The sequence below is a fragment of the Microbacterium sp. NFH-22A-Y genome (assembly GCF_021401375.1).
Lineage (GTDB): Bacteria > Actinomycetota > Actinomycetes > Actinomycetales > Microbacteriaceae > Microbacterium > Microbacterium hominis.
Genome location: NZ_JACBGF010000001.1, coordinates 467,125 through 489,593, shown reverse-complemented (window position 1 = coordinate 489,593; position 22,469 = coordinate 467,125). Strand labels below are relative to the sequence as shown.

17 protein-coding genes are annotated in these 22,469 nt (G+C 73.3%); 15 read left to right on the top strand and 2 right to left on the bottom strand.

The features are described from left to right. Positions 1-8: 8 nt before the first annotated feature. The 5 genes from L0965_RS02215 to L0965_RS02195 are packed head-to-tail and all read left to right on the top strand — an operon-like array spanning position 9 to position 9,546. Positions 9-2,432 carry a glycoside hydrolase family 3 C-terminal domain-containing protein gene (locus tag L0965_RS02215; RefSeq protein ID WP_234057908.1) on the top strand — a complete coding sequence of 808 codons (2,424 nt, stop codon included), beginning with the start codon at positions 9-11 and terminating at the stop codon, positions 2,430-2,432. Further along, a complete protein-coding gene (locus L0965_RS02210) occupies positions 2,429-3,571 on the top strand; it encodes a serine hydrolase (protein ID WP_234057907.1) in 1,143 nt (380 codons plus the stop codon). Before L0965_RS02215 ends, L0965_RS02210 begins: the two co-directional genes overlap by 4 nt. 2 nt (positions 3,572-3,573) lie before the next feature. Further along, positions 3,574-6,360, top strand: a complete 2,787-nt coding sequence (locus L0965_RS02205; RefSeq protein ID WP_234057906.1) for an alpha-L-rhamnosidase — start codon at positions 3,574-3,576, stop codon at positions 6,358-6,360. Between the two features lie 19 nt (positions 6,361-6,379). Continuing rightward, on the top strand, positions 6,380-8,179 hold the full coding sequence (locus tag L0965_RS02200; protein WP_101305498.1) for a DUF5605 domain-containing protein: 1,800 nt from the start codon (positions 6,380-6,382) through the stop codon (positions 8,177-8,179). Beyond that, positions 8,176-9,546 carry a glycoside hydrolase family 30 beta sandwich domain-containing protein gene (locus L0965_RS02195; protein ID WP_101305497.1) on the top strand — a complete coding sequence of 457 codons (1,371 nt, stop codon included), beginning with the start codon at positions 8,176-8,178 and terminating at the stop codon, positions 9,544-9,546. The genes L0965_RS02200 and L0965_RS02195 overlap by 4 nt, the downstream gene beginning before the upstream one ends. Here the strand turns inward: L0965_RS02195 and L0965_RS02190 are convergent. Then, entirely contained in the window at positions 9,533-10,282 is a 750-nt protein-coding gene (locus L0965_RS02190; RefSeq protein ID WP_101305496.1) for a FadR/GntR family transcriptional regulator, read from the bottom strand. The genes L0965_RS02195 and L0965_RS02190 overlap by 14 nt on opposite strands. Positions 10,283-10,468: 186 nt before the next feature. On the opposite strand from L0965_RS02190, the gene L0965_RS02185 reads away from it, so the two are divergent. From L0965_RS02185 to L0965_RS02150, 8 genes are read left to right on the top strand one after another with little or no spacing between them, the layout of a single operon-like run. Then, positions 10,469-12,226 carry a dihydroxyacetone kinase family protein gene (locus L0965_RS02185; RefSeq protein WP_101305495.1) on the top strand — a complete coding sequence of 586 codons (1,758 nt, stop codon included), beginning with the start codon at positions 10,469-10,471 and terminating at the stop codon, positions 12,224-12,226. Beyond that, the gene (locus L0965_RS02180) at positions 12,223-12,696 is read left to right on the top strand and encodes a ribose-5-phosphate isomerase (protein ID WP_101305494.1); all 474 of its coding nucleotides are present in this window, start codon (positions 12,223-12,225) and stop codon (positions 12,694-12,696) included. The genes L0965_RS02185 and L0965_RS02180 overlap by 4 nt, the downstream gene beginning before the upstream one ends. Continuing rightward, on the top strand, positions 12,693-13,457 hold the full coding sequence (locus L0965_RS02175; RefSeq protein ID WP_232783986.1) for a triose-phosphate isomerase family protein: 765 nt from the start codon (positions 12,693-12,695) through the stop codon (positions 13,455-13,457). Before L0965_RS02180 ends, L0965_RS02175 begins: the two co-directional genes overlap by 4 nt. Further along, entirely contained in the window at positions 13,454-14,248 is a 795-nt protein-coding gene (locus L0965_RS02170; protein WP_101305492.1) for a sugar phosphate isomerase/epimerase, read from the top strand. The genes L0965_RS02175 and L0965_RS02170 overlap by 4 nt, the downstream gene beginning before the upstream one ends. Then, complete coding sequence (locus tag L0965_RS02165; protein WP_101305491.1) at positions 14,245-15,093, top strand: phosphogluconate dehydrogenase C-terminal domain-containing protein; 849 nt, start codon at positions 14,245-14,247, stop codon at positions 15,091-15,093. The genes L0965_RS02170 and L0965_RS02165 overlap by 4 nt, the downstream gene beginning before the upstream one ends. Positions 15,094-15,100: 7 nt before the next feature. Then, a complete protein-coding gene (locus tag L0965_RS02160) occupies positions 15,101-15,856 on the top strand; it encodes an SDR family NAD(P)-dependent oxidoreductase (RefSeq protein WP_101305490.1) in 756 nt (251 codons plus the stop codon). Continuing rightward, a complete protein-coding gene (locus tag L0965_RS02155) occupies positions 15,853-17,625 on the top strand; it encodes a hypothetical protein (protein ID WP_101305489.1) in 1,773 nt (590 codons plus the stop codon). Before L0965_RS02160 ends, L0965_RS02155 begins: the two co-directional genes overlap by 4 nt. A gap of 35 nt (positions 17,626-17,660) precedes the next feature. Further along, entirely contained in the window at positions 17,661-18,926 is a 1,266-nt protein-coding gene (locus tag L0965_RS02150) for a trehalase family glycosidase (protein WP_101305488.1), read from the top strand. Positions 18,927-18,949: 23 nt separating this feature from the next. Here the strand turns inward: L0965_RS02150 and L0965_RS02145 are convergent, their stop codons facing one another. Beyond that, a complete protein-coding gene (locus L0965_RS02145) occupies positions 18,950-19,963 on the bottom strand; it encodes a LacI family DNA-binding transcriptional regulator (RefSeq protein WP_157831550.1) in 1,014 nt (337 codons plus the stop codon). A gap of 212 nt (positions 19,964-20,175) precedes the next feature. Between L0965_RS02145 and L0965_RS02140 the strand changes: the two genes are divergently transcribed. Together L0965_RS02140 and L0965_RS02135 are read left to right on the top strand one after the other, a co-directional pair. Further along, on the top strand, positions 20,176-21,492 hold the full coding sequence (locus L0965_RS02140) for an ABC transporter substrate-binding protein (protein WP_101305486.1): 1,317 nt from the start codon (positions 20,176-20,178) through the stop codon (positions 21,490-21,492). Between the two features lie 85 nt (positions 21,493-21,577). After that, positions 21,578-22,459: a carbohydrate ABC transporter permease gene (locus L0965_RS02135; protein ID WP_060958298.1), complete on the top strand. Its 882-nt coding sequence runs from the start codon at positions 21,578-21,580 to the stop codon at positions 22,457-22,459. Positions 22,460-22,469 lie beyond the last annotated feature (10 nt).

The following is a 22,469-nucleotide window of genomic DNA, read 5'->3' as shown; positions in this document are numbered from 1 at the left end:
GGACCTCCATGACCTCCCCCGTCGACCACCTGCGCCCGCTGCTGGAGGCCCTCACCCTCGAGCAGAAGGCCGCCCTCGTCCAGGGCGCCGACTTCTGGACGACGGTGCCGCTGCCCGAGATCGGGCTGCGGGCGATGACCCTGTCGGACGGTCCCGCCGGCGTGCGCGGGCCGCGCTGGGACGAGCGCGAGCCGTCGCTGAACCTGCCCTCCGGGTCGGCGCTGGCCGCGTCGTGGGATGTGGATCTGGCCTACCGCTACGGCGCGGCCGCCGCGGCGGAGGCCCGCGCGAAGGATGTCGACGTCGTCCTCGGCCCCACCATCAACCTGCACCGCAGTCCCCTCGGCGGCCGCCACTTCGAGTGCTTCAGCGAGGATCCGGAACTCTCCGGCGCGCTGGCGGCCGCCTACGTCGCCGGCCTGCAGGACAACGGCGTGGCCGCCTGCCCGAAGCACTACGTCGCCAACGACTCGGAGACGGACCGCTTCACGGTCGATGTCGAGGTCGAGGACCGCGCACTGCGCGAGCTGTACCTCGCCCCGTTCGAGCGCGCCGTGACCGAGGCGCACGCCTGGAGCATCATGAGCGCGTACAACGCGGTCGACGGCGTCACGATGACCGAGAACGATCTGCTCGAGACCCCGCTGAACAGCGAATGGGGCTTCGACGGCGTCGTGATCAGCGACTGGACGGCGGTGCGCTCGCTCGACGCCGTCGCGGCCGCGCAGGACCTCGCGATGCCCGGGCCCGCCCCCGCGTGGGCCGACCTGGTCGCCGCCGTCGGCGACGGTCGCGTCGCCGAGGAGGACCTCGACCGCAAGGTGCTGCGCCTGCTCCTGCTCGCCGAGCGCGTCGGCGCCCTCGGAGACGCCGGCCCGGCCGGCCGCGCCGCGGTGCCCGCGATCGACGGCCCCGCCTTCGCCCGCGACGCGGCCGTGGCCGGCACCGTGCTGCTGCGCAACGACGGCACGCTGCCGCTGGAGGCGGCATCCCTCGGATCGGTCGCCGTCATCGGCCAGAACGCCCGTGACGCCCGCACGCAGGGCGGCGGCAGCGCCACCGTCGTCCCCGCGCACGTCGTCTCACCGTTGGAGGGTCTGCGCGCGGCGCTTCCCGGCGTCGAGGTCTCCTACGAGCTCGGCGCCCTCGTGCAGGACGGCGTGGTCGAGATCCCGCTGGCCCAGCTGCAGAACCCCGTCACCGGCGAGCCGGGTCTGCGGGTGCGTTTCCTGGACGACGCCGGCACGGAGCTGTTCGCCGAGGATCGCCGCTCGACGGCGCTCGTGTGGTTCGGCGGCGACGCACCCATCGCCGCGAGCCGCACGGTCGTGTTCGAGACCCGCTTCACCCCCGCCGAGACGGGCGCGATCGAGCTCGGGTTCGCGGGCGCGAACCCCGGCCGCCTCTTCGTCGACCGCGAGCTCGTCCTCGACGACAGCCCGGTCATCGAGGGCACCGACCTCGGCGCCGCCTTCCTCAACCCGCCGTCGCTCACGACGACGGTCGCCGTCACCGCGGGCGCGCCCCGCGACATCCGCGTCGAGTTCACGTGCGACCCGCAGGGCGCCCTCGCCGGCGCGCTCAGCGCCACCGTCGGCATCGCGCCCACGCCCACCCCCGACGCCGAGCTCGTCGCCCGGGCCGTGGCCGCCGCGGCATCCGCCGACGTCGCCGTCGTGGTCGTCGGCACCACCTCCCGCGTCGAGTCGGAGGGCTACGACCGCGAGAGCCTGGACCTTCCGGGCGCGCAGGACGCGCTCGTGCGCGCCGTCGCGGCGACGGGCACGCCCACGATCGTCGTCGTCAACGCCGGCTCGCCGGTCGCGCTCCCCTGGGCGCAGGAGGTGTCGGCCGTCGTGCAGGGCTACTTCGGCGGCCAGGAGTTCGGCCACGCGATCGCCGACGTGCTGACCGGCGCCCGCGAACCCGGCGGCCGCCTGCCGACCACCTGGCCCGCGACGCTCGCCGACGTCCCCGTGGTCGACGTCACCCCGCAGGACGGCGTGCTGCGCTACCGCGAGGGCATCCACATCGGCTACCGTGCCTGGCTCAAGGAGACCGCCGCACCCGCCTTCCCCTTCGGCCACGGTCTCGGCTACACGACCTGGTCGTGGGACGACGCGCAGCGCGACGGCGACGCGGTCGCGGTGACGCTGACCAACACGGGTGCGCGCACCGGGAAGCAGGTCGTCCAGGTGTACGCCGAGCGCGCCGCTTCGGCGGTGGAGCGTCCCGAGCGCTGGCTGGTCGGCTTCGCCGCCGTCGAGCTGTCGCCGGGAGAGACGAGCACCGTCTCCGTTCCGCTCCCCGACCGGCGACTCGCGTATTGGGACGGCGGCGGGTGGCGCGTCGAGCCCGGCACGTACACGCTGCGCGTCGGCGCCTCGGTCGTCGATCTGCCGCTCGCGGCATCGTGGACGGTGACCGCGTGAACGCGCCGATGCCCGCCGTCGAGGCGAGCCTGCTGCAGGGCGCAGCCGACGAGCGGCTCGCGGCCGTCGTCGAACGCCTCGACGGATACCTCCGCGAGGACGACGGCCTGTCGTTCCAGGTCGCCGCGTTCCACCGGGGCACCCCGGTGCTCGACGCCTGGGGCGGTCCCGACATCCGCGCCGACTCGATGCTCATCCCCTTCTCGGTCACCAAGAACACGATCGGGCTCTCGATCGGGCTCCTCCTCGAGCGCGGCCTCATCGACCTCGACGAACGCGTGGCCCACTACTGGCCCGAGTTCGCCGCAAAGGGCAAGGATGCCGTCACCGTCCGCGAACTGCTCTCCCACCAGGCCGGGCTCCCCCAGGCGAGCACGCCGCTGACGTGGGAGGAGCTGTGGGACCATCACGCCGCGGCCGCCCGTCTCGCCGACACGCGACCCTTCTGGCGACCGGGGAGCGCGTTCGGCTACCACGCGATCACGATCGGCAGCCTCGGCGACGAGCTCGTGCACCGGGTGACGGGCCGGACGCTGCACGAGTTCTACGAGCGCGAGATCCGTGCCCCCCACGGGATCGACTTCCACCTGGGCCTGCCGGCCGACCAGGAGCACCGCTTCACGCCCCTGAAGCCGATGGTGCGTCCCGTGTCGGCCACGGCGACCCCGCAGTTCTCCGCCCTGGGGCCCGTGGTGTTCGGACCCCTCAGCCGGGACATCGACCACACCAACTCGCCGCGCAACTACCGGTACGGCCACGCCGCGACCGCCGGGACGGGGACGGCCCGCGGGCTCGCGCGCCTGTTCGCCGCCGCGGTCACCGGCGTCGACGGCGCCGCCCCGTTCCTCTCGTCCGACACGGTCGAGCAGATCGGCCAGCAACAGGTTCGCGGCTACGACGAGGTGCTGCACCAGCACGACCGCGCCCACGCGATCGTCTTCCAGAAGCCGTCCCAGCAGCTCGCCTTCGGCGGGCCCCGGGCCTTCGGCCACGACGGCGCGGCGGGGGCGCTGGCGTGCGCCGACCCCGACACCGGCGTCACCTTCGCCTGGACGATCGTGCGCGGCCCGTGGCCGGGCGGCGCCGACCCTCGGGCCGTGTCGCTCGCGCGCGAGCTCGGCACCCTGCTCGGAGCGTGACCGTGAGCACCGTGATCGAGAGCCTGCGCGCCGAGGTGCGCGACGACACCGCCTTCGTCCCGACCGCGCGTCCGCGACTGAGCTGGGTCGTCGGCGGGGACGTCACCGGCTGGCGGCAGGCGTCGGCGGAGCTGTCCGACGGAGCGCAGCAGGTCACGCTCACCGGCGACGAGAGCGCCCTCGTGGCGTGGCCGTTCGCCCCGCTCGCCGCCGGTGAACGGCGCTCGGTGCGGGTGCGCGCCCACAGCACGGACGGCCGGTCCACGCCCTGGAGCGCACCGCGCGAGGTGGAGGCGGGCTTCCTCGCCGACGGCGAGTGGGTCGCGCTGCCCATCGGCCTCGCCGAGCCCGCGCGCGCGGCGCAGCCCGCCGAGGTCCGCACGAGGTTCACGCTCGATCGCCCCGTCACCCGCGCGCTCCTGTTCTGGACCGCGCTCGGCGTCGGCGAGCCCGCCGTCAACGGCGCCCCCGTCACGGCGGACGTCCTCTCCCCCGGCTGGAGCGCCTACCGCGACCGCCTGGTCCTGGAGACGGTCGACGTCACGGCGCTCGTGCACCCCGGCCCCAACGAGCTGTCGGCCGCCATCGCCGGCGCCTGGTACACCGAGCGCTACGGGTTCTTCACCTTCACCGACCGCCTCTACGGCGACCAGCCGTCGCTGCTCGCGCAGCTGCGCGTGACCTACGCCGACGGGACGGTCGCCACGGTGGCCGCCACGGGCCCCGGGTGGGAGGCGAGTGGGGACGGGCCGGTCGTGGACAGTGGGATCTACGCCGGCGAACACCAGGACCTGCGCCGCGACGCCGCCGGCGCATCCTGGAGCCCGGCCCGCGTCGGCCCCGCGGCGCGGCCGGGCTACGACCGGGTCCCGGTGCCCGAGCCGCGCATCGCCCCGCCCGTGCGGCGGATCGAGGCGCTGCCCGTCGCCGCCGTCGTCACGAGCGCCTCGGGCGGCACGATCCTCGACTTCGGTCAGAACCTCGTCGGCCGCCTGCGCCTGCGCGTGCGCGGGGCGGCGGGCACGCGCGTGGTCGTGCGTCACGCCGAGGTGCTCGAGGACGGCGAGCTCGCCCTCCGCCCCCTGCGAAACGCCGCCGCGACGGCCACCTTCGAGCTGTCCGGCGGCGACGACGTCCTCGAGTCGCGCTTCAGCTTCTACGGCTTCCGCTACGCGGAGATCACGGGCCTCGACGTCGCCCCGGAGGACGTCGAGGCGATCGTCCTGCACACCGATCTCACGCGCACCGGCTGGTTCACGGCATCCGACCCCCTCGTCGACAAGCTCCACGAGAACGTGCGGTGGGGCATGCGGGGCAACTTCCTCTCGATCCCGACGGACTGCCCGCAGCGCGACGAGCGTCTGGGCTGGACGGGCGACATCCAGGTGTTCGCGCCGACCGCGACGTTCCTCTACGACTGTGCGGGCTTCCTCGCGTCGTGGCTGCGCGACCTCGCCCACGAGCAGGCCCGCGCCGACGGGGTCGTCCCCCTCGTGGTGCCCTCGGCGCTGCCGGCGTTCGCCGGGGGCGGGCCCACCGCCGCGTGGGGAGACGCGGCCACCGTGGTGCCGACCGTCCTGTGGGAGCGTTTCGGCGACCGCGAGGTCCTCGCCGCGCAGTATCCGAGCATGCGCGCGTGGGTCGAGGCGGTGCTGCGCGACGCGGGCGACGGTGGTCTCTGGGCGGGACGCATGCAGCTGGGCGACTGGCTCGACCCCGCCGCCCCGCCCGACAAGCCGGGCCAGGCGAAGGTCGACGTCGACATCGTCGCCACCGCCTATCTCGCCCGCTCGCTGCAGCAGGTCGCCGACGCCGCGGCCCTGCTCGGACACGAGGCGGATGCCGCGCGCTACGGGGCCCTCGCCGCCCGCTCGCGCGCCGCCTTCGCCGCCGAGTACGTCACCCCCGCCGGCCGCATGATGAGCGACGCGCCCACGGCGTACGCACTCGCGCTGCAGTTCGATCTGGTCGAGGGGGACGACCTGCGCGCGGCGCTCGGCGCACGGCTCGCGGCCCTCGTCCGGGAGGGGGGCTACCGCATCGGCACCGGCTTCGTCGGCACGCCGCTCGTCGCCGACGCCCTCACCGCGACCGGCCACCTCGACGCCGCCGAGCGTCTGCTCACGCAGACCGAGTGCCCGTCGTGGCTGTACCCGATCACGCAGGGCGCCACGACGGTCTGGGAGCGGTGGGACTCGCTGCTTCCCGACGGCACGGTCAACCCGGGCGAGATGACCTCGTTCAACCACTACGCGCTCGGAGCCGTCGCGGACTGGCTGCATCGCACCGTGGCGGGGCTCGGCCCGGCATCCCCCGGCTATCGCCGCCTGCGCGTCGCACCCCGCCCCCTCGCGTCGCTCGACCACGCGTCGGCGCGCCACCTCACCCCCTACGGTGAGGCCGCCGTCGCGTGGCGCCGCGAGGGCGGGACGATCGTCGTCACCGCGACGGTGCCGGCCAACACGGATGCCGAGGTCGACCTTCCGGGGCTGCGCACCACGGTCGGCCCCGGCACGCACGAGTGGCGCGTCGAGGCGGCTCCGCCGGCGCCCCGTCCTCCGCTGCCCGGGCTCGACGCGGACCTCGCCGCCGTGATCGACGACCCCCGCGCCTACGCCGCCCTCCTCGAGGCACTCGCCGCCGCCGCGCCCGAGCGCGTCGCCACCGTGCGCGCCGAGACGACCTGGACGGCCGGGCGCCCGCTCGCGACCGCCCTGATGTTCACCCCGCCCCCGGTGCTCGCCGCCGTGGACGCCGCCGTCCGCGCGGCGACGACGCCGACCGCCTGACACCCACCCGAGGAGCACCATGTTCGACCGCGCCAGCACGTTCGGCGAGACGCTCGACAGTCCCGCCGGCCGCGCGGTGCTCGAGAAGCACCTGCCCGGCATCGCCGCCTCGCCGATGGCGCAGCAGTTCCGCGACGCGCGCCTGGGCCAGCTGGTCGCCCTCGTGCCGGAGCTGGAGGACCCGTCCGCGCGCGACGCGCTGTGGGCCGCGCTGGCCGAGGTCGGCGACGGGACGGCGCGCGCGCCGCACGCGCCCGCGATCGCGCCCGATCCCGCCTACGAGGGCGAGGACGTGCCCCGGGGCTCGGCCGTTCCGGCGCCGGCGGCGCCGACGCGGCGATGGGACCCGCTCGAGGTGCGACTGTCGGGTCCCGCGCACGGCAACCCCTTCGTCGACGTCGACCTCGACGCCCTGTTCACCCGACCCGACGGCACGACGGTGCGCGTCGGCGGCTTCTACGACGGCGACGGCGTGTACGTGATCCGTGCCCTCGCGGATGCCGAGGGCGAATGGCGCTTCGAGACCCGATCGACCGCGCGCTCGCTCGACGGCGTGACCGGACGCCTCGAGGTCGCCGCCGCCCCCGTCGAGGCGCACGGACCGGTGCGCGTCGACGGGTTCCACTTCCGGCACGCGGACGGCGCACGCCACCGCCCGATCGGCACCACCGCCTACGCGTGGACGCACCAGAGCGAGGCCCGACAGCAGCAGACGCTGCGCACCCTGGCCGCGGCGCCGTTCGCGAAGCTGCGCATGTGCGTGTTCCCGAAGTCGTACCTGTACAACGCGAACGAGCCGCTCGACTTCCCGTTCGTCGGCTCACTCGCGGAGGGCTTCGATCTCGAACGGTTCGATCCCGCGCACTTCCGCCGGCTCGAGCGTCGCATCGCCGATCTCGCGGCCCTCGGCATCGAGGCCGACCTCATCCTGTTCCACGCCTACGACCGCTGGGGCTTCTCCGACCTCGGCCCGGCCGTCGACGAGCGCTACCTGCGCTACGTGATCCGTCGGCTGACGGGCTTCGCCAACGTCTGGTGGTCGCTGGCGAACGAGTACGACCTGCTGTGGTCGAAGGACCTCGACGACTGGGAGCGCCTCGCCGTCGTCATCGGCGAGGAGGATCCGTTCGGCCATCTGCTGTCCATCCACAACTGCCGGCCCTTCTACGACTACGGCCGGCCGTGGATCACCCATGTCTCCGTGCAGCGGGTCGACGTGTACCGGACGGCGGAGAACACCGACCAGTGGCGCGAGCGGTGGGGCAAGCCGGTGGTCGTCGACGAGTGCGCCTACGAGGGCGACATCGACCAGGGCTGGGGCAACATCACCGGCGAGGAGCTGGTCCGCCGCTTCTGGGAGGGCGCCGTCCGCGGCGGCTACATCGGCCACGGCGAGACCTACTATCCGCCCGCGCTCCCCGCCGATCCCGCCGACGCCGACGCCGACGCCGACGACCAGGACGACGAGGTGCTGTGGTGGTCGAAGGGCGGCGTGCTCCACGGCACCTCCCCCGCCCGCATCGCCTTCCTCGACCGGCTGATCGGCGAGGCCCCCGACGGCGTGTGGGACCCGCTGCCGGGCGACTGGGACGTGCCCTGGGGAGGCGACGGAGGCGGGCGTGTGCGCGTCGGCTACTTCGGGTTCAACCGCCCGCGCTTCCGCCACGTCATCCTCGGCGACGGCACCTGGCGCGTCGAGGTCATCGACACCTGGAACATGACGATCGAGGAGATCCCGGGCCACCACACCGGTCAGCTGCGGGTGGAGCTGCCCGGTCGCCCGTACATCGCCGTGCGTCTCACCCGGACCGACGCATGAACGCGACGACCTGGACCGTCACGACGCCGGAGGAGCCGTGGCGCGCCGCGCCCCCGCCCGTCCTGGCGGCCCCCACGGCCATGCCCGACGTGATCGTGGCGGTCGACGACCCGCAGCAGGAGATCGACGGCTTCGGCGCCTGCTTCAACGAACTGGGCTGGGCGGCGCTCGGGCTGCTCACGGCGCAGGAGCGCGACGGCATCCTCCGCGAGCTGTTCGCCCCCGGGGTGGGCGCGTCGTTCGGGCTGTGCCGGATGCCGGTGGGAGCCAACGACTTCTCGTTGGACTGGTACTCGTACGACGAGACGCCGGGCGACCTCGCGCTGGCGCATTTCGACGCGTCGCACGACGACGAGACGCTCGTCCCGTTCATCCGCGCCGCACGCGCGCACCGGCCCGACCTGCGGCTGTGGGCGTCCCCGTGGAGCCCGCCGACGTGGATGAAGCGCAACGGCCACTACGCCGGCGCGATGCCGCATCCGTTCTTCGGCGACGTCGACAACGGGCTGCGACCCGAGCAGGTCGGCGCGGAGGGCACCGACATGTTCCGCACCGACGAGGAGCACCTGCGCGCCTACGCCGCCTACTTCGGCCGATTCGTCGACGCCTACGCCGAGCGCGGGATCCCGATCTCGATGGTCATGCCGCAGAACGAGTTCAACTCGCCGCAGGTCTTCCCCAGCTGCACGTGGACGCCGGCCGGGCTGGCCGCCCTGCTGCGCCACCTCGGGCCGCAGATGGCGGCCCGAGGGGTCGAGGTGTACCTCGGCACCCTCGAGCGCGCCGACGACCGTCTGGTGGGCGCGGTGCTCGCCGACGATGCGGCGGCCGCGGTCGTGTCGGGGCTCGGCGTGCAGTGGGCGGGCAAGGGCGCGGTCGCGGCGCTGCACCGCCTGCATCCGGACCTGCGCATCGTCCAGACCGAGCAGGAGTGCGGCGACGGCCGCAACGACTGGCGCCAGGCGCGCTACGCGTGGCGCCTCATGAAGCACTTCCTCGGAAACGGCGCGAACGCCTACCAGTACTGGAACATCGCGTTGCCCGAGGGCGGCCGCAGCCGATGGGGCTGGACCCAGAACTCGCTCGTCGTGGTCGATCCGCAGCGCCGCACCTTCCGGTACACCCCCGACTACCTCGTGCTCAAGCACGTGGCCGCGTTCGTGCGGCCCGGTGCCCGCGTGCTGCCGACGTGGTGCGTCGCGGGCCACGACAATCAGCTGGTGTTCCGCAACCCGGACGGCTCGGTGGTGGTGGTCCTGCACAACGAGCTGGCCGAGCCCCTGCCGATCAACCTGCTGCTGGGCGAACGGGTGCTGTCGCTCGAGCTGCCGGCGGCTTCGTTCAGCACCGTCGTCATTCCGGCCTGAGCGGGTCCGAATCCTCCGAGAGCCGGCGCGAGGCCGTCGCCATGTGCGTCGCCATCGCCGAGGCGGCGAGATCGGCGTCGGCGGCGGCGACGGCGGCCTGCACGGCGGCGTGCTCGTCGATGGCCAGCAGGGCCGCCGCCTCGTCGTGCACCGCGCGGTCGGCGTAGACCTGCAGGAGCGACCGGACGACGTGCAGCAGGTCGACCAGCGTGTCGTTGCCGGCGGCCGCGGCGAGCGTCTCGTGGAACTCGGCATCCGCGCGGGCGAAGGCGCCCAGGTCGGCGGTGCCCGCCCGCATGCGATCGAGGGATGCCGCGAGGGCGGCCCGATGCGCGGCGTCGGCCCGTCCGGCCGCGAGGCGTGCGACGTAGATCTCCAGGCCCGAGCGCAGTTCGAGCAGCTCGGCGGTGTTCTGCTGTCCGATCAGCAGTCCCCAGCGCAGCGTCTGCGGCAGCAGGTCGCTGGCCGTCCCGCGCAGGTAGGTGCCGGAGCCGGCGCGGACGTCGACGATGCCGAGGATCTCCAGCGCGGCGAGCGCCTCGCGAACGGCCGAGCGGCCGACGCCGAGGGTGGCGGCCAGCTGACGCTCGGGCGGGAGACGCGTGCCGGGCGCGAGCGAGCCGCCGGTGAAGAGATCCATGAGCCGTCGGGCGACCTCGGACACGGGCGTCCCGGACGGCAGCGCGCCGAGCGCCGCCGTGATCTCGGCGGAGCGGTCGTCCGGGTAGGCGGGCACGGGACCAACATACGGCAGTCGCCGTCACGGGTGAGATATTGGTCAACCGGTTCTTGCAATTGGTCAACCGGTTTGTCAGAATATCGACGGGTGAGCGGCAGCTCGCCGCCGGACCGATCGACCAGGAGTCACCGTGGACCCACTCCAGAGCACTCGTGCGCACGCTGCGACCGGGCGGAGCGCGCGATGACGCGGCTGTGGAACGATCCGGCCGACTTCGCCGACGAGATGATCGACGGCTTCGTGGCGGCGCACGCCCGCTACGTGCGCCGCGTCACGGGAGGCGTCGTCCGCGCCGCCGGCACCACGCCCGGCCGGGTCGCGGTCGTCGTCGGCGGCGGATCGGGCCACTACCCCGCCTTCGGCGGTCTCGTCGGCCCGGGCCTCGCGCACGGCGCCGCGATGGGGAACCTGTTCGCCTCCCCCTCCGCGCAGCAGGTGCACGCCGTCGCGTCGGCGGCCCACGCCGGCGGCGGCGTCTTCTTCGCGTACGGGAACTACGCCGGAGACGTGCTCAACTTCGACGCCGCGCAGGAGCGACTGCGCGGCGAGGGCATCGCGTGCGCGACCGTCGCGGTCACCGACGACATCATGAGCGCGGCCCCCGCGGAGCGGCACCGCCGCCGCGGGATCGCCGGCGACCTCGCCGTGTTCCGCATCGCCGGTGCCGCCGCCGAGGCGGGCTACGACCTGGACGGCGTGGCCCGCGTCGCGGCGCTCGCCAACGAGCGCACCCGTTCCTTCGGCGTCGCCTTCTCCGGGTGCAGCCTGCCCGGCGCCGACGCGCCCCTGTTCTCGGTGCCGCCCGGCCGGATGGCGGTGGGTCTCGGCATCCACGGCGAACCGGGCGTCGCCGAGACCGACGTCCCGACCGCGGACGGACTCGCCGCTCTGCTCGTGGACGCGCTTCTCGGCGAGATCCCGGACGGCGTCGAGGCGAGCGGCGCCCGGGTGGTGCCGATCCTCAACGGGCTCGGCTCGCTGGCGCACGAGGAGATGTTCGTCGTCTACCGCCGCGTCGCCCATCTGCTCGCCGCCGCCGGGGTGGAGGTCATCGACCCGCACGTCGGCGACTACTGCACGAGCTTCGACATGGCCGGCACGTCGCTCACGCTCCTCTGGCTCGACGACGAGCTGGCCGCTCTCTGGGACAGCCCGGTCGACACCCCCGCGTACCGCCGCGGCGCGACGGCCGCGCCCGGCCCCGCGGCGCCCGCCCCCGCCGCGGTCATCCCTGCCGCGCCGAGCGCCGCGCCCGCGGCGCCTCCCGGCGACGAGGCCTCGCGCCGCTGCGCCGCCACGGTGGTCGATGTGCTCGGCACCCTCTCCGCCACCATCGACGCGAACGTCGCGGAGCTCGGCCGGATGGATGCCGTCGCCGGCGACGGCGACCACGGCATCGGCATGCAGCGCGGCGCCCGTGCCGCACGGCACGCCGCCGCGGAGGCCGCCGCCGCCGGCGCAGGCGCACGCGGGACGCTCCTGCGCGCCGCCGACGCCTGGTCCGACCGCGCCGGCGGCACGTCCGGAGCGCTCTGGGGCGTCATCCTCGGTCGCATCGCGGAGCACCTGGGCGACACCGGCGCGCCGGATGCCGCGGCGATCGCGGCCGGCGTCGCCGACGCCGTGCGCGCCGTGCAGCGGTACGGCGGCGCCGAGCCCGGCGACAAGACGCTCGTCGACGCCCTCTTGCCCTTCAGTGCCGAGCTCTCGCGCGCCGTGGGCGACGGCGCCGGCCTCGCCGACGCCTGGCCCCTCGCGGCCGCCGCCGCCCGCGCCGCCGCGGACGCCACCGCCGACCTCGTACCCCGTCGTGGCCGCGCCCGCACCCACGGCCGCAACAGCGTCGGCACCCCCGACCCGGGCGCGCACTCGCTCGCCCTCATCGCGACCGCCGTGGGCCCCGTGCTCGCCGCACGCCCCTCCGAGAGGACCCCGTCATGACCGCACCCCTGCGCCTCGTCATCGGCAGCGACGACGCCGGCTTCGAGTACAAGGAGGTCCTCAAGCGCGACCTCCAGGCCCACCCTCTCGTCGCCGACCTCGTCGACGTCGGCGTCGACGCCGACGGCCACACGCCCTACCCGACGGTAGCGATCGAGGCCGCCGAGCGCGTCGCCCGCGGCGAGGCCGACCGCGCGCTCCTCATCTGCGGCACCGGACTGGGTGTCGCGATCGCGGCCAACAAGGTCCCCGGCATCCGCGCCGTGACGGCCCACGACTCGTTCTCCGTCGAGCGCGGCGTGCTCTCCAACGACGCGCAGGTGCTCACGATGGGCCAGCGCGTGGTCGGCATCGAGCTCGCGCGCCGCCTCGTCCGCGAATGGCTCACCTACCGCTTCGATGCCTCGTCGGCGTCGGCCGAGAAGGTCGCCGTCATCGCCACCTACGAGAGCACGGGATCGTGCGGGTGAGCCCCGTCACGGTCGGCGTCAGCCTCAAGGCCTACTTCGACCGCGACCGCGCCCGCCGCTGGTTCGACGTCGTCGCCGCCGAGGTCGGCGCCCACCCGGCGGTCCGCGCCGGCGCCGTCGAGGTGTTCGTCGCGCCGACCTACCTGCAGATCGACGACGCCGTCCGTGCCTTCCGGGACACACCGATCGCGGTCGCCGCGCAGGACGTCTCCGCCCACGGCGACGGCGCGTTCACCGGTGAGGTCTCCGCGGCCGAGCTCACCCGCTCCGGTGTGACGCTGGCCGAGATCGGCCATGCCGAGCGGCGGCGCCTGTACCGCGAGACCGACGCCGACGTGGCCGAGAAGGTCGCCGCCGCCCTCGCCGCGGGCGTCGTGCCCGTGCTCTGCCTCGGGGAGAGCGCGCGCGAGGATGCCGCGGCGGCCGCGGCCGCCACCCTCGCGCAACTGCGCGCCGCGACCGACAGCGCCCCCGCCGGACGGCTGGTCGTCGCCTACGAGCCGGTGTGGGCGATCGGGGCCGACGCACCGGCGCCCGTCGCGCACGTCGCCGCGGTGACACGGGCCCTGCGGGTCGCGCTCGACGCGGACGCCGCACGCGCCGGCTCCGCCGTCGTCTACGGCGGATCGGCCGGCCCCGGCCTGCTCGCCCGCCTCGGCGACGCCGTGGACGGCCTGTTCCTGGGTCGGTTCGCGCACGACCCCGCCGCCTTCCGCGCGGTCGTCGACGAGGCCGCGCGGATGCCGGGGCTCGCGCCATGATCGGGCTGGGCACGTACGCCTTCTTCTGGCAGCACTCCGCGCGCGTCGCCCACCCCCTGTCGCTGGTCGGCGCCTTCGAGGCGACCCGCGCGCTGGGGGTCGACCTGTTCCAGATCTGCGACTACGCGCCGCTGGACGCGATGAACGAGCGGGAGCTGCGCGCGGCGGCGGCCGCCGCCCGCGACCTGGGCCTAACCATCGAGCTGGGCACGAAGGGCATCGCCCCGGAGCACCTGAGCCGCTACCTGCGGGTGGCCGAGGTCTTCGACGCCCGCCTGGTGCGGTCCATGCTCAACGGCCCCGGCTCGGCGCCCACGACGGCGGAGGCGCAGACGTGGCTCGGATCGTCCGTGCGGGACTTCGAGCGAGCCGGAGTGACGCTGGCTCTGGAGACGTACGAGCAGATCGCGACGTCGGACCTGCTCGCTCTCATCGCCGCCGTCGGCAGCCCGGCGCTGGGCGTGTGCCTCGACCCGGCCAACGTCGTGGCCCGGCTGGAGACACCGCGGACGACGGTCGAGCTCGCGGCGTCCGCCACGGTCAACGTGCACGTCAAGGACTTCGCCTTCGCGCGGCAGGACGGTTGGGTGGGCTTCACCTTCACCGGCACCCCCCTGGGGACCGGACTGCACGACTACGCGCACCTGCGGGCCGCCGTGCGTCCCGCCGCGCGCGGGATCAACGAGATCGTCGAGCACTGGCTGCCCTGGCAGAGCGACGCCGAGACCACCGTCCGCACCGAGCGGGAATGGACCCGCACCGCCCTGGACTACCTGAGGAGAACCCCATGAGCCACACCATCGCCGTCTTCGGAGCCGGAGGGAAGATGGGCACGCGCGTGTCCGACAACCTCGTGCGCACCGATCACACCGTCCACTACGTCGAGACGTCGCCCGCCGGTCGCGAGCGCGTGAGCGCCGCGGGTCGCGCGCTGTCCGAGGCCGCCGACGCCGTCGCCGACGCCGACATCGTCGTGCTGGCCGTGCCAGACCTCGCGCTCGGGCCCGTGACGGCGCAGCTGGTTCCGCAGCTGCGGCCGGGGACGATCGTGCTGACGCTCGACCCGGCAGCCGCCTACGCGGGCCTGCTGACCACCCGCGACGACATCGTGCAGGCCGTCGCCCATCCGTGCCACCCGTCGGTGTTCCTCGAGCGCACGTCGAAGGAGGAATGGGCCGACACCTTCGGTGGCGTCGCGGCACCGCAGGACGCGATCGCCGCGATCGAGAGCGACGACCCGCGCAAGAAGGCGATCGTCGAGGAGACGGTGCGCGCCATCTACGCCCCCGTCATCGACGTGCACTGGGTGAGCGTCAAGCAGCTCGCCCAGCTGGAGCCCACCCTCGTCGAGACGGTCGCGTGCATGATCGGATCCCTCCTCAACGAGGCGCTGCACGAGGCGATCCACACGATGGGCGTTCCCGAGGCGGCGGCGCGCAGCATCCTGTACGGGCACACGCAGGTGGCGCTGGCCAATGGACTGCGGGGGGACAACCCCTTCAGCGACGCCTGCCTCATCGCGATGGACTACGGTCGCGAGAGCATCATCAAGGACGACTGGAAGAAGATCTTCCGCGACGACGAGCTCGACAAGAACCTCGCGCGGATGCTCCACCTCGACCGCATCGAACGCTGAGGATCGCATGGGACAGCTCACCGGCAAGACCGCCCTCGTCACGGGGGCGGCCAAAGGCATCGGCCTCGCCGTCGCCTCCCGTTTCGTCCGCGAGGGCGCGCGGGTCGTGCTCGCCGACCGAGACGTGGATGCCGCGACCACCGCGGCCTCCGCCCTGGGCGTGCACGCGCGCGCCCAGGGCATGGACATCTCCGACGAGGCGGCCGTCGCCGCCGGGTTCGCCGAGCTGGAGGCCGCAGGGTGGGCGCCGGACGTCGTGGTCGCGAACGCGGGCGTCCAGCTGTTCGGGCAGGACGCCCCCGCCGCCGACCTCGAGCTGGACGTCTGGCGGCGCACCCTCGACGTCAATCTCACGGGAACCTTCCTCACCGTCAAGCACGCCGTGCGCAGCATGCTCCCCCGCGGCGGCGGGGCGATCATCCTCACCGGCAGCCCGACCGCGGTCAACGGCGAGGGCCGGGACTTCACGGCGTACAGCGCGTCGAAAGCCGCGATCCACGGGCTGGGACGCACCGTCGCCGCCGCCTACGCCGATCGGGGGATCCGCGTCAACACGGTGCAGCCCGCCTACACCGAGACCCCTCTGGTCGCGGCCATCACGGACGACCCGCAAGCGCGCGCGGCCATCGTCGGCCGTATCCCGATCGGGCGCGCCGGCACCCCCGACGACGTCGCCGGCATCATGGTCTACCTCGCGAGCGACGACGGCGCCTTCGCGACCGGCGCGGTCTTCCAGGTCGACGGAGGCATGACGTCGCTGTGAGCGGCACGTGGGATGACGAGGCTCGGCGACCCTGGCGCAGCGCGCGGTGGTCGCTCGAGCTGCGGGGCGACGAGCTCGCCGACATCGCCTACGACGGCGTCGTGGTGCTCCGCTCCGCGCGCGCGGTCGTCCGCGACCACGACTGGCGCACCGCACCCCTCGTGATCGACGATGTCGACGCCCGCGACGACGCGATCGTCATCGCCCTGCACTCGAGCGGGCTGGGGTCGTCGTTCGCGGGCACCGTGCAGGTGCACACACACGGCGATCGTCTGGAGATCGTCTGCGACCTGACCTCCCGGCAGCCGTTCGACACCAATCGGACGGGGCTCGTGGTCCTGCATCCGCCGACGCTGGCCGGCACGCCCCTGCGGGTGGTCCACTCCGCGGCGGAGCCGGAGGAGACGCGCTTCCCCGCGCGCATCAGCGCGCACCAGCCCGTGCGCGACATCGCGGCCCTCGCGTGGACGGCGGGCGGCGTCGGCGTCGCGCTGACCTTCGACGGCGACGTGTTCGAGATGGAGGATCAGCGCAACTGGACGGACGCCTCGTTCAAGACGTACAGCCGCCCCCTCGACCTCCCGTTCCCGTACCGCGTCGCGGCGGGCGAACGGGTGACGCAGACGGTGACGATCGAGGCGACGACCTCCGCCTCGGCCCCGGTGATCGAGACGACGGGGCCCGCCCCGGCCGCGGTGATCGAGCTTCGACCGGGCGGCGCGTTCCCGCGCCTCGGCCTCGGCGCCGCGACGGCGCCGGATCCGGCGCCGCCGCTCGGCTCGCCGCTCGGCTCGCACGTCGTCGCCGACATCGATCTCGCCGATCCCAACTGGCGCGCGGCCCTGGACCGGGCGGGCGCGGCGGGACTGCCGGTCGAGGTGCGCCTGGTGCTCGCGGACGACGACCCCGACGCGCTCCGGGCGGCGGCGCGTGCCCTCCGCGGACGGCGGACGGCACGCGTGACGGCCTTCCCTGCGACCGGGCCGGCCCGCCACGTGTCCGACGGCCCGACGATCCGGGCGCTGCGCGCGGCGCTGCGCGCCGCCGACGTCGACGTGCCGGTCGTCGGCGGAACCCGCGCGCACTTCACCGAGCTCAACCGCGAGCACCACCGCCTCCCGGACGGGCTCGACGGCATCGTGCTCAGCAGCACGCCGCTGTTCCACAGCCGCGGCACCGACCAGCTCGTCGAGGCGCTCGCCATGCAGCGACGGGTGGCGCAGGAGGCCGTGGACATCGCGTCGGGGCTCCCCGTGCACATCGGACCGGTCACGCTCCGGCCGCGCTTCAACGACGTCGCGACCACGCCCCCGCCCCGCCCCGGGCGCACCGATCTGGCCGAGGGGTACGGCGCCCAGCTGCTCGACGCCGACGATCCGCGCCACGACAGCGACGAGCTGGCCGCATGGACGATCGCGAGCGCGGCGGCGTTCGCCGTGCCGGGGGTGGCCGCGCTGACCTTCTTCGAGGAGTGGGGACCCCGCGGCATCCGCACCGCCGCGGGCCGGGACCGGCCGGTCGCCGCGGCGCTGCGCGCCCTCGCCGACGTCGCCGGGCCCGACGGGCGAGCCTGTACCCTGCTGCACGGCGACAGCCCGGACGGCCTCGTCTGGGCCGTCGGGGGGCGCGGCGACGACGGGGGGAGCGTCCTCGTGGCCAACCTCGACCGGGTGCCGCGCGTCGTCCGCGTCGAGCCCGGAGGCACCCGCACCGTTCCCGCCGGAGCCTTCGCGATCCTTCCGCTCACGGCACCGTCCGCTCACGACTGATCCGCCCCGACCGACCCGCTCATCGAGGAGCCCCCATGACCGCACCGCACCGCAGCCTGCTCACGGAGTACATCCACGCCGCCACGATCCGGATGACCCGGGAGCCCTCCGGCGTGCTCACCCATCCGTACACGGTGCCCAGCGCCCCCGAGTCCCCCTTCTACTCCGACACGCTCTGGGACTGGGACTCGTGGTTCATCAGCGTCGTCATGGGCCAGGTCGAGGTGGAGACCGGACGGCCCGGCCTGTTCGGCGTCTACGAGGAGGGGACGATCCGCAACTTCCTCGACCACATGGACGAGGACGGCGTCATGCCGATCCTGATCAAGCCGGGCGGACCGCTCCTGCACCGCGATCCGGGACGGGCGGCGGGCTTCACCGAGAACATGCACAAGCCGATCGTCGCCCAGCAGGCGCTGCTGCTGGCCCGTCGGCGCGGGTCGGCCGAGTGGCTGAGACCCGAGCGGGAACGGATCGGACGCTTCCTCGAGCGGTACGTGCACTCGCACATGGACCCGGCGACCGGGCTCGCCTACTGGCAGACCGACTTCGCGATCGGCGTCGACAACGATCCGTCCGTGTACTACCGCCCCGACCGCAGCACGGCCTCGGTCTACCTCAACAGCCTGCTCTACCGCGAGATGCTCGCGTTCGGCGCCCTGTGCGAGGACCTCGGGGATGCCGCGGCATCCCTGCACTGGCGCGGACGCGCCGCCGACCTCGCCGATGCCGTCAACGCGCTGCTCTGGGACGAGCGCGACGGCATGTACTACAGCGCCGACCTCCACCTCCGCCCCGTCGACCCCGAGGACTGGCTGCACCGCGGCGCGCCGCGCCGCTGGAACTCGCTGCTGCTGCGCATCGACAACTGGTCGAGCTTCCTCCCCCTCTGGGCGGGCATCGCTCCGCACGACCGCGCAGAGCGCGTGCGCGCGCGGATCGCGGACCGCCGCACGTTCCGCGCCGCCTACGGGGTGCGGACGCTGTCGCGGCTGGAGCAGCAGTACGACCTGAGGGCGTCGAACAACCCCTCGAACTGGCTCGGGCCGGTCTGGGGCATCAGCAACTACCTCGTCTTCCGCGCGCTGGCGCGCTACGGCTTCGACGCGGATGCGGCGGCGCTCGTGGACGAGACGGTCGCCCTGTTCGGGCGCGATCTGGCGGCCTCCGGCGCGCTGCACGAGTACTACCACCCCGACACGGGCGAGCCGATCATGACCAGCGGCTTCCAGAACTGGAACTTCCTCGTGCTCAACATGATGGCGTGGCAGGAGGGACGCCCCGTCGTCGCGGAGTTCTGAGCCGTCGGCGCGGCCCGTCGCTCTCAGCCGCGCCCGAAGCCCTCGGTGCTGGCCCGCACGACCAGGTCCGGCTGGAACATCCGATGCGGGTCCGCGGCCGACCGGCCCGCGATCGCGTCGAAGAGGGCGTCGACGACCGCGATGCCGAAGCCCTCGTGACGGCCCCGGACGCTGGTGAGCGGGATGAGGGACACCTCGGCGAACTCGTTGTCGTCGTAGCCCACGATGGCCGTCTGGCGCGGCACGTCGATGCCGGCCTGCACGAGCACCTGCATCATGCCCAGCGCGAGGAGGTCGTTGACCGCGAAGATGCCGTCGGGGCGGAACGGCTCGGGGCGCGCGACGAGCGCGCGCGCCACCTCGCGGCCGCCGCGCACCGTGCGGTCGGGCATGTCGATCACCTCGACGGTCGCCGCGCCGAAGGTGCGGACGACCTCGGTCGCCCCGGCCAGGCGGTCGGCCACCTGGGGGATGCCGAGGGGGCCTCCCACGAAGGCGATACGACGGCATCCGACATCGAGCAGGTGCTGCATCGCCTGGCGCCCGCCGGAGACGTCGTCCAGCGACACGGACGGCTGCTCGGAGCTCTCGGCGCGCTGGCCGACGATGACCGACGGGGTGCCGCGTCTGCGCACCTGGGCGAGACGGTCCTCGATCGGCAGGTGAGAGGACACCAGCAGTCCCTGCACGCGGTGCTGCTCGAACACCTCGAGGTACGCGTCCTCCCGCTCCCGGCTGCGATGCGAGTTGGCGAGGAAGACGGTCACGCCGCGTTCACTGGCTCGACGCTCGACGCTCTCCGCGATCTCGGCGAAGTAGGGGTTGCTCACGTCGGGGGCGATGTAGCCGATCACCTGGCTGACGCCGAGCCGCAGCTGACGGCCCGCGATGCTGGGCACGAAGCCGAGGGAGTCGATGGCGTAGCGGATGCGCTGCGCCTTGTCGTCGGAGACGCGGTCGGGATGGTTCAGGTAGTTGGAGACCGTGCCGACGGCGACACCGGCGAGAGCGGCGACGTCACGGATGCCGACGCGCACGCCGGGACGGGTCGACGACGACCCGTTATGAGATTGTGACGTTTCAAACTCCACGTCCCCATCTTGCCCCAGTCGGCTCACCCCTGTCACGGATTTCGCCGCTCTGCCGCTCCGCAGGGCCGGGAATCACTGTTGACAGGGGTCGGCGAGCGCCCTAGCATCCACTATTGAAACGTCTCAAAAGAAGAGATGACCACTTTCAAGGAGGAAATGTGTTCACAGCGAAACGGCGGCGCCCGAACAAGCCGCTTCTCAGCGCCGTGGTGCTCCTGGGCGCCGGCGCGCTGGTGCTCACCGGCTGCTCCGGCGGCGGCAGCGGCGGCGGCACGGACAACCCGACGACGTTCGAGTTCCTGAAGAACGCGGAGAACACGACCACCCAGCCCGTGCTCGACGCGCTGGCATCCGGATCGTGCACGGCCGAGAACGACGCCGCTCCCCTGGAGGTCAACTCGGTCCCGCAGGCGGACCTCGACGCACAGGTCCAGCTCCTCGCGACGCAGGACGGCCTGCCCCCCATGTTCTCGGCCGGCGGCAACCCCGCGGAGGGCGCCAAGCTCGCCAAGGCGGGCTACCTCGTCGACTTCGACAAGGCCCTCACCGAGCTCGGCGTGCGCGACAAGGTCGCCGAGGGCGCCGTGTCGACGATCAAGAAGCTCTACGGAGGCTCCTTCAGCTTCCTGCCCTACCAGTACAACATCGAGGGCATCTTCTACAACAAGGAGCTCTTCGAGAAGAACGGCTGGGCGGTGCCCGAGACGTGGGACGACCTGCTGAAGATCGCGGGCGAGGCGAAGAGCGCCGGGCTCACGCCGTTCGCGGCATCGGGCGAGCAGGGCTGGCCGCTGACCCGCCTCATCTCCGGCTACCTGTTCCGCTCCCTCGGCGCCGACGCCCTCCAGGACGTCGCCGACGGCAAGGCCAAGCTCACCGATCCTGAGTACGTCGCGGCCGCGCAGGCCGTCGCCGACCTCGGCGCCGCCGGCTACTTCGGCTCGAACGTGGCCTCTCTCGACTACGACGCCGCGACGAACGAGTTCCTCACCGGCAAGGCCGCGATGATCTACATGGGCAGCTGGCTGCTGGGCAACATCAACAGCGACAGCAACCAGATCGGTGCCGACAACGTGGGCTTCTTCAAGTTCCCGGGCGTCGCCGGGGGCAGCGGCTCGATCGACGAGTACCCCTCCAACGTCGGCCTGCCGGCCACCTTCAACGCCAAGACCTACGCGGCCGACAACAGCGTCGGGGCGTGGCTGAAGTGCATCACGTCGAACTACGGCAACGAGGCGCTCGCGCAGGGCCAGATCACCGGGTTCATCGCGGACAAGAAGGTGGAGCTGCCCGCGATCTCGCAGACGATCGCCGACGAGATCGCCGGCGCCAAGGACAGCGTCCTCTGGTTCGAGGCCCTGTTCAACGCGAAGGCGAGCAACATCTCCTCGACCAACGCCGCCCTGCTGGTGACCGGTCAGCTCTCCGCCGAGCAGTTCATGAAGCTCGTCCAGGACGCGCTCGACGAGGGGTGACCCTCCCCGCGCCGGCCGGCCGGGGTCCCGATCCCCGGCCGGCCGGCGCCCGACCCCCTTCCGCTCCGCACGAAAGCCGCCACCCATGAAGTCCGTCCTCGGCGACCGCAAGGCGATCACGCTGCTGCTTCTTCCCGCGCTCATCGTCTACACCCTGATCATGCTCGTCCCCGTCCTCTGGTCGTTCGGGCTCACGTTCTTCTCCGGCAGCGTGCTGACCGGATTCGAGTGGAACGGCATCGACAACTTCACCCGGCTGCTCTCCGACCCCTACGTCGGCGACGCACTGGTCTTCACGCTGAAGTACGCCGTGCTGGTGACGATCCTGCAGGTCGTCCTGGGCTACGGCCTCGCGCTGCTGTACCAGTTCGTCCTGCGCCGGTCGTCGGTCCTGGTGCGCACGCTCGTGTTCTTCCCCGTCGTGCTGCCCACCGTCGCGATCGCGATCCTGTACCAGAAGATCTTCCAGTCGGCCCCCAACGACGGTCTCGTCAACGAGCTGCTCGTCAACGTCGGCCTGTCGTCCGTCGACTGGCTGGGCTCGGGCACGACGGCCTTCGTGGTCATCGTCGTGATGGACGTGTGGCGCTCGGTCGGCTTCTACGGGGTGCTCGTCTTCTCCGGCCTCCTCGACATCCCCGACGAGATCGTCGAGTCGGCCCGCATCGACGGCGCCAAGACCTTCTCGCTGTTCCGGCACATCATCCTGCCGATGTCGCTGCCGATCCTGTTCGCCTCGTTCATCTTCAGCATCAACGGCACCATCAAGGTGTTCGACTCGGTCTTCGCCCTCACCGGCGGCGGGCCGGGCAACTCGACCACGCCGCTGACCCTCTACATGTACCGGACCGCGTTCCAGTACAGCGACTTCGGCTACGGGTCGACCATCGCGCTCCTGCTGACGGTGATGTGCCTTCTCGTCACCCTCGCCATCTTCCGCTCGTCGCGCCGCGACAACACCGTCTGAGAGGAGCACC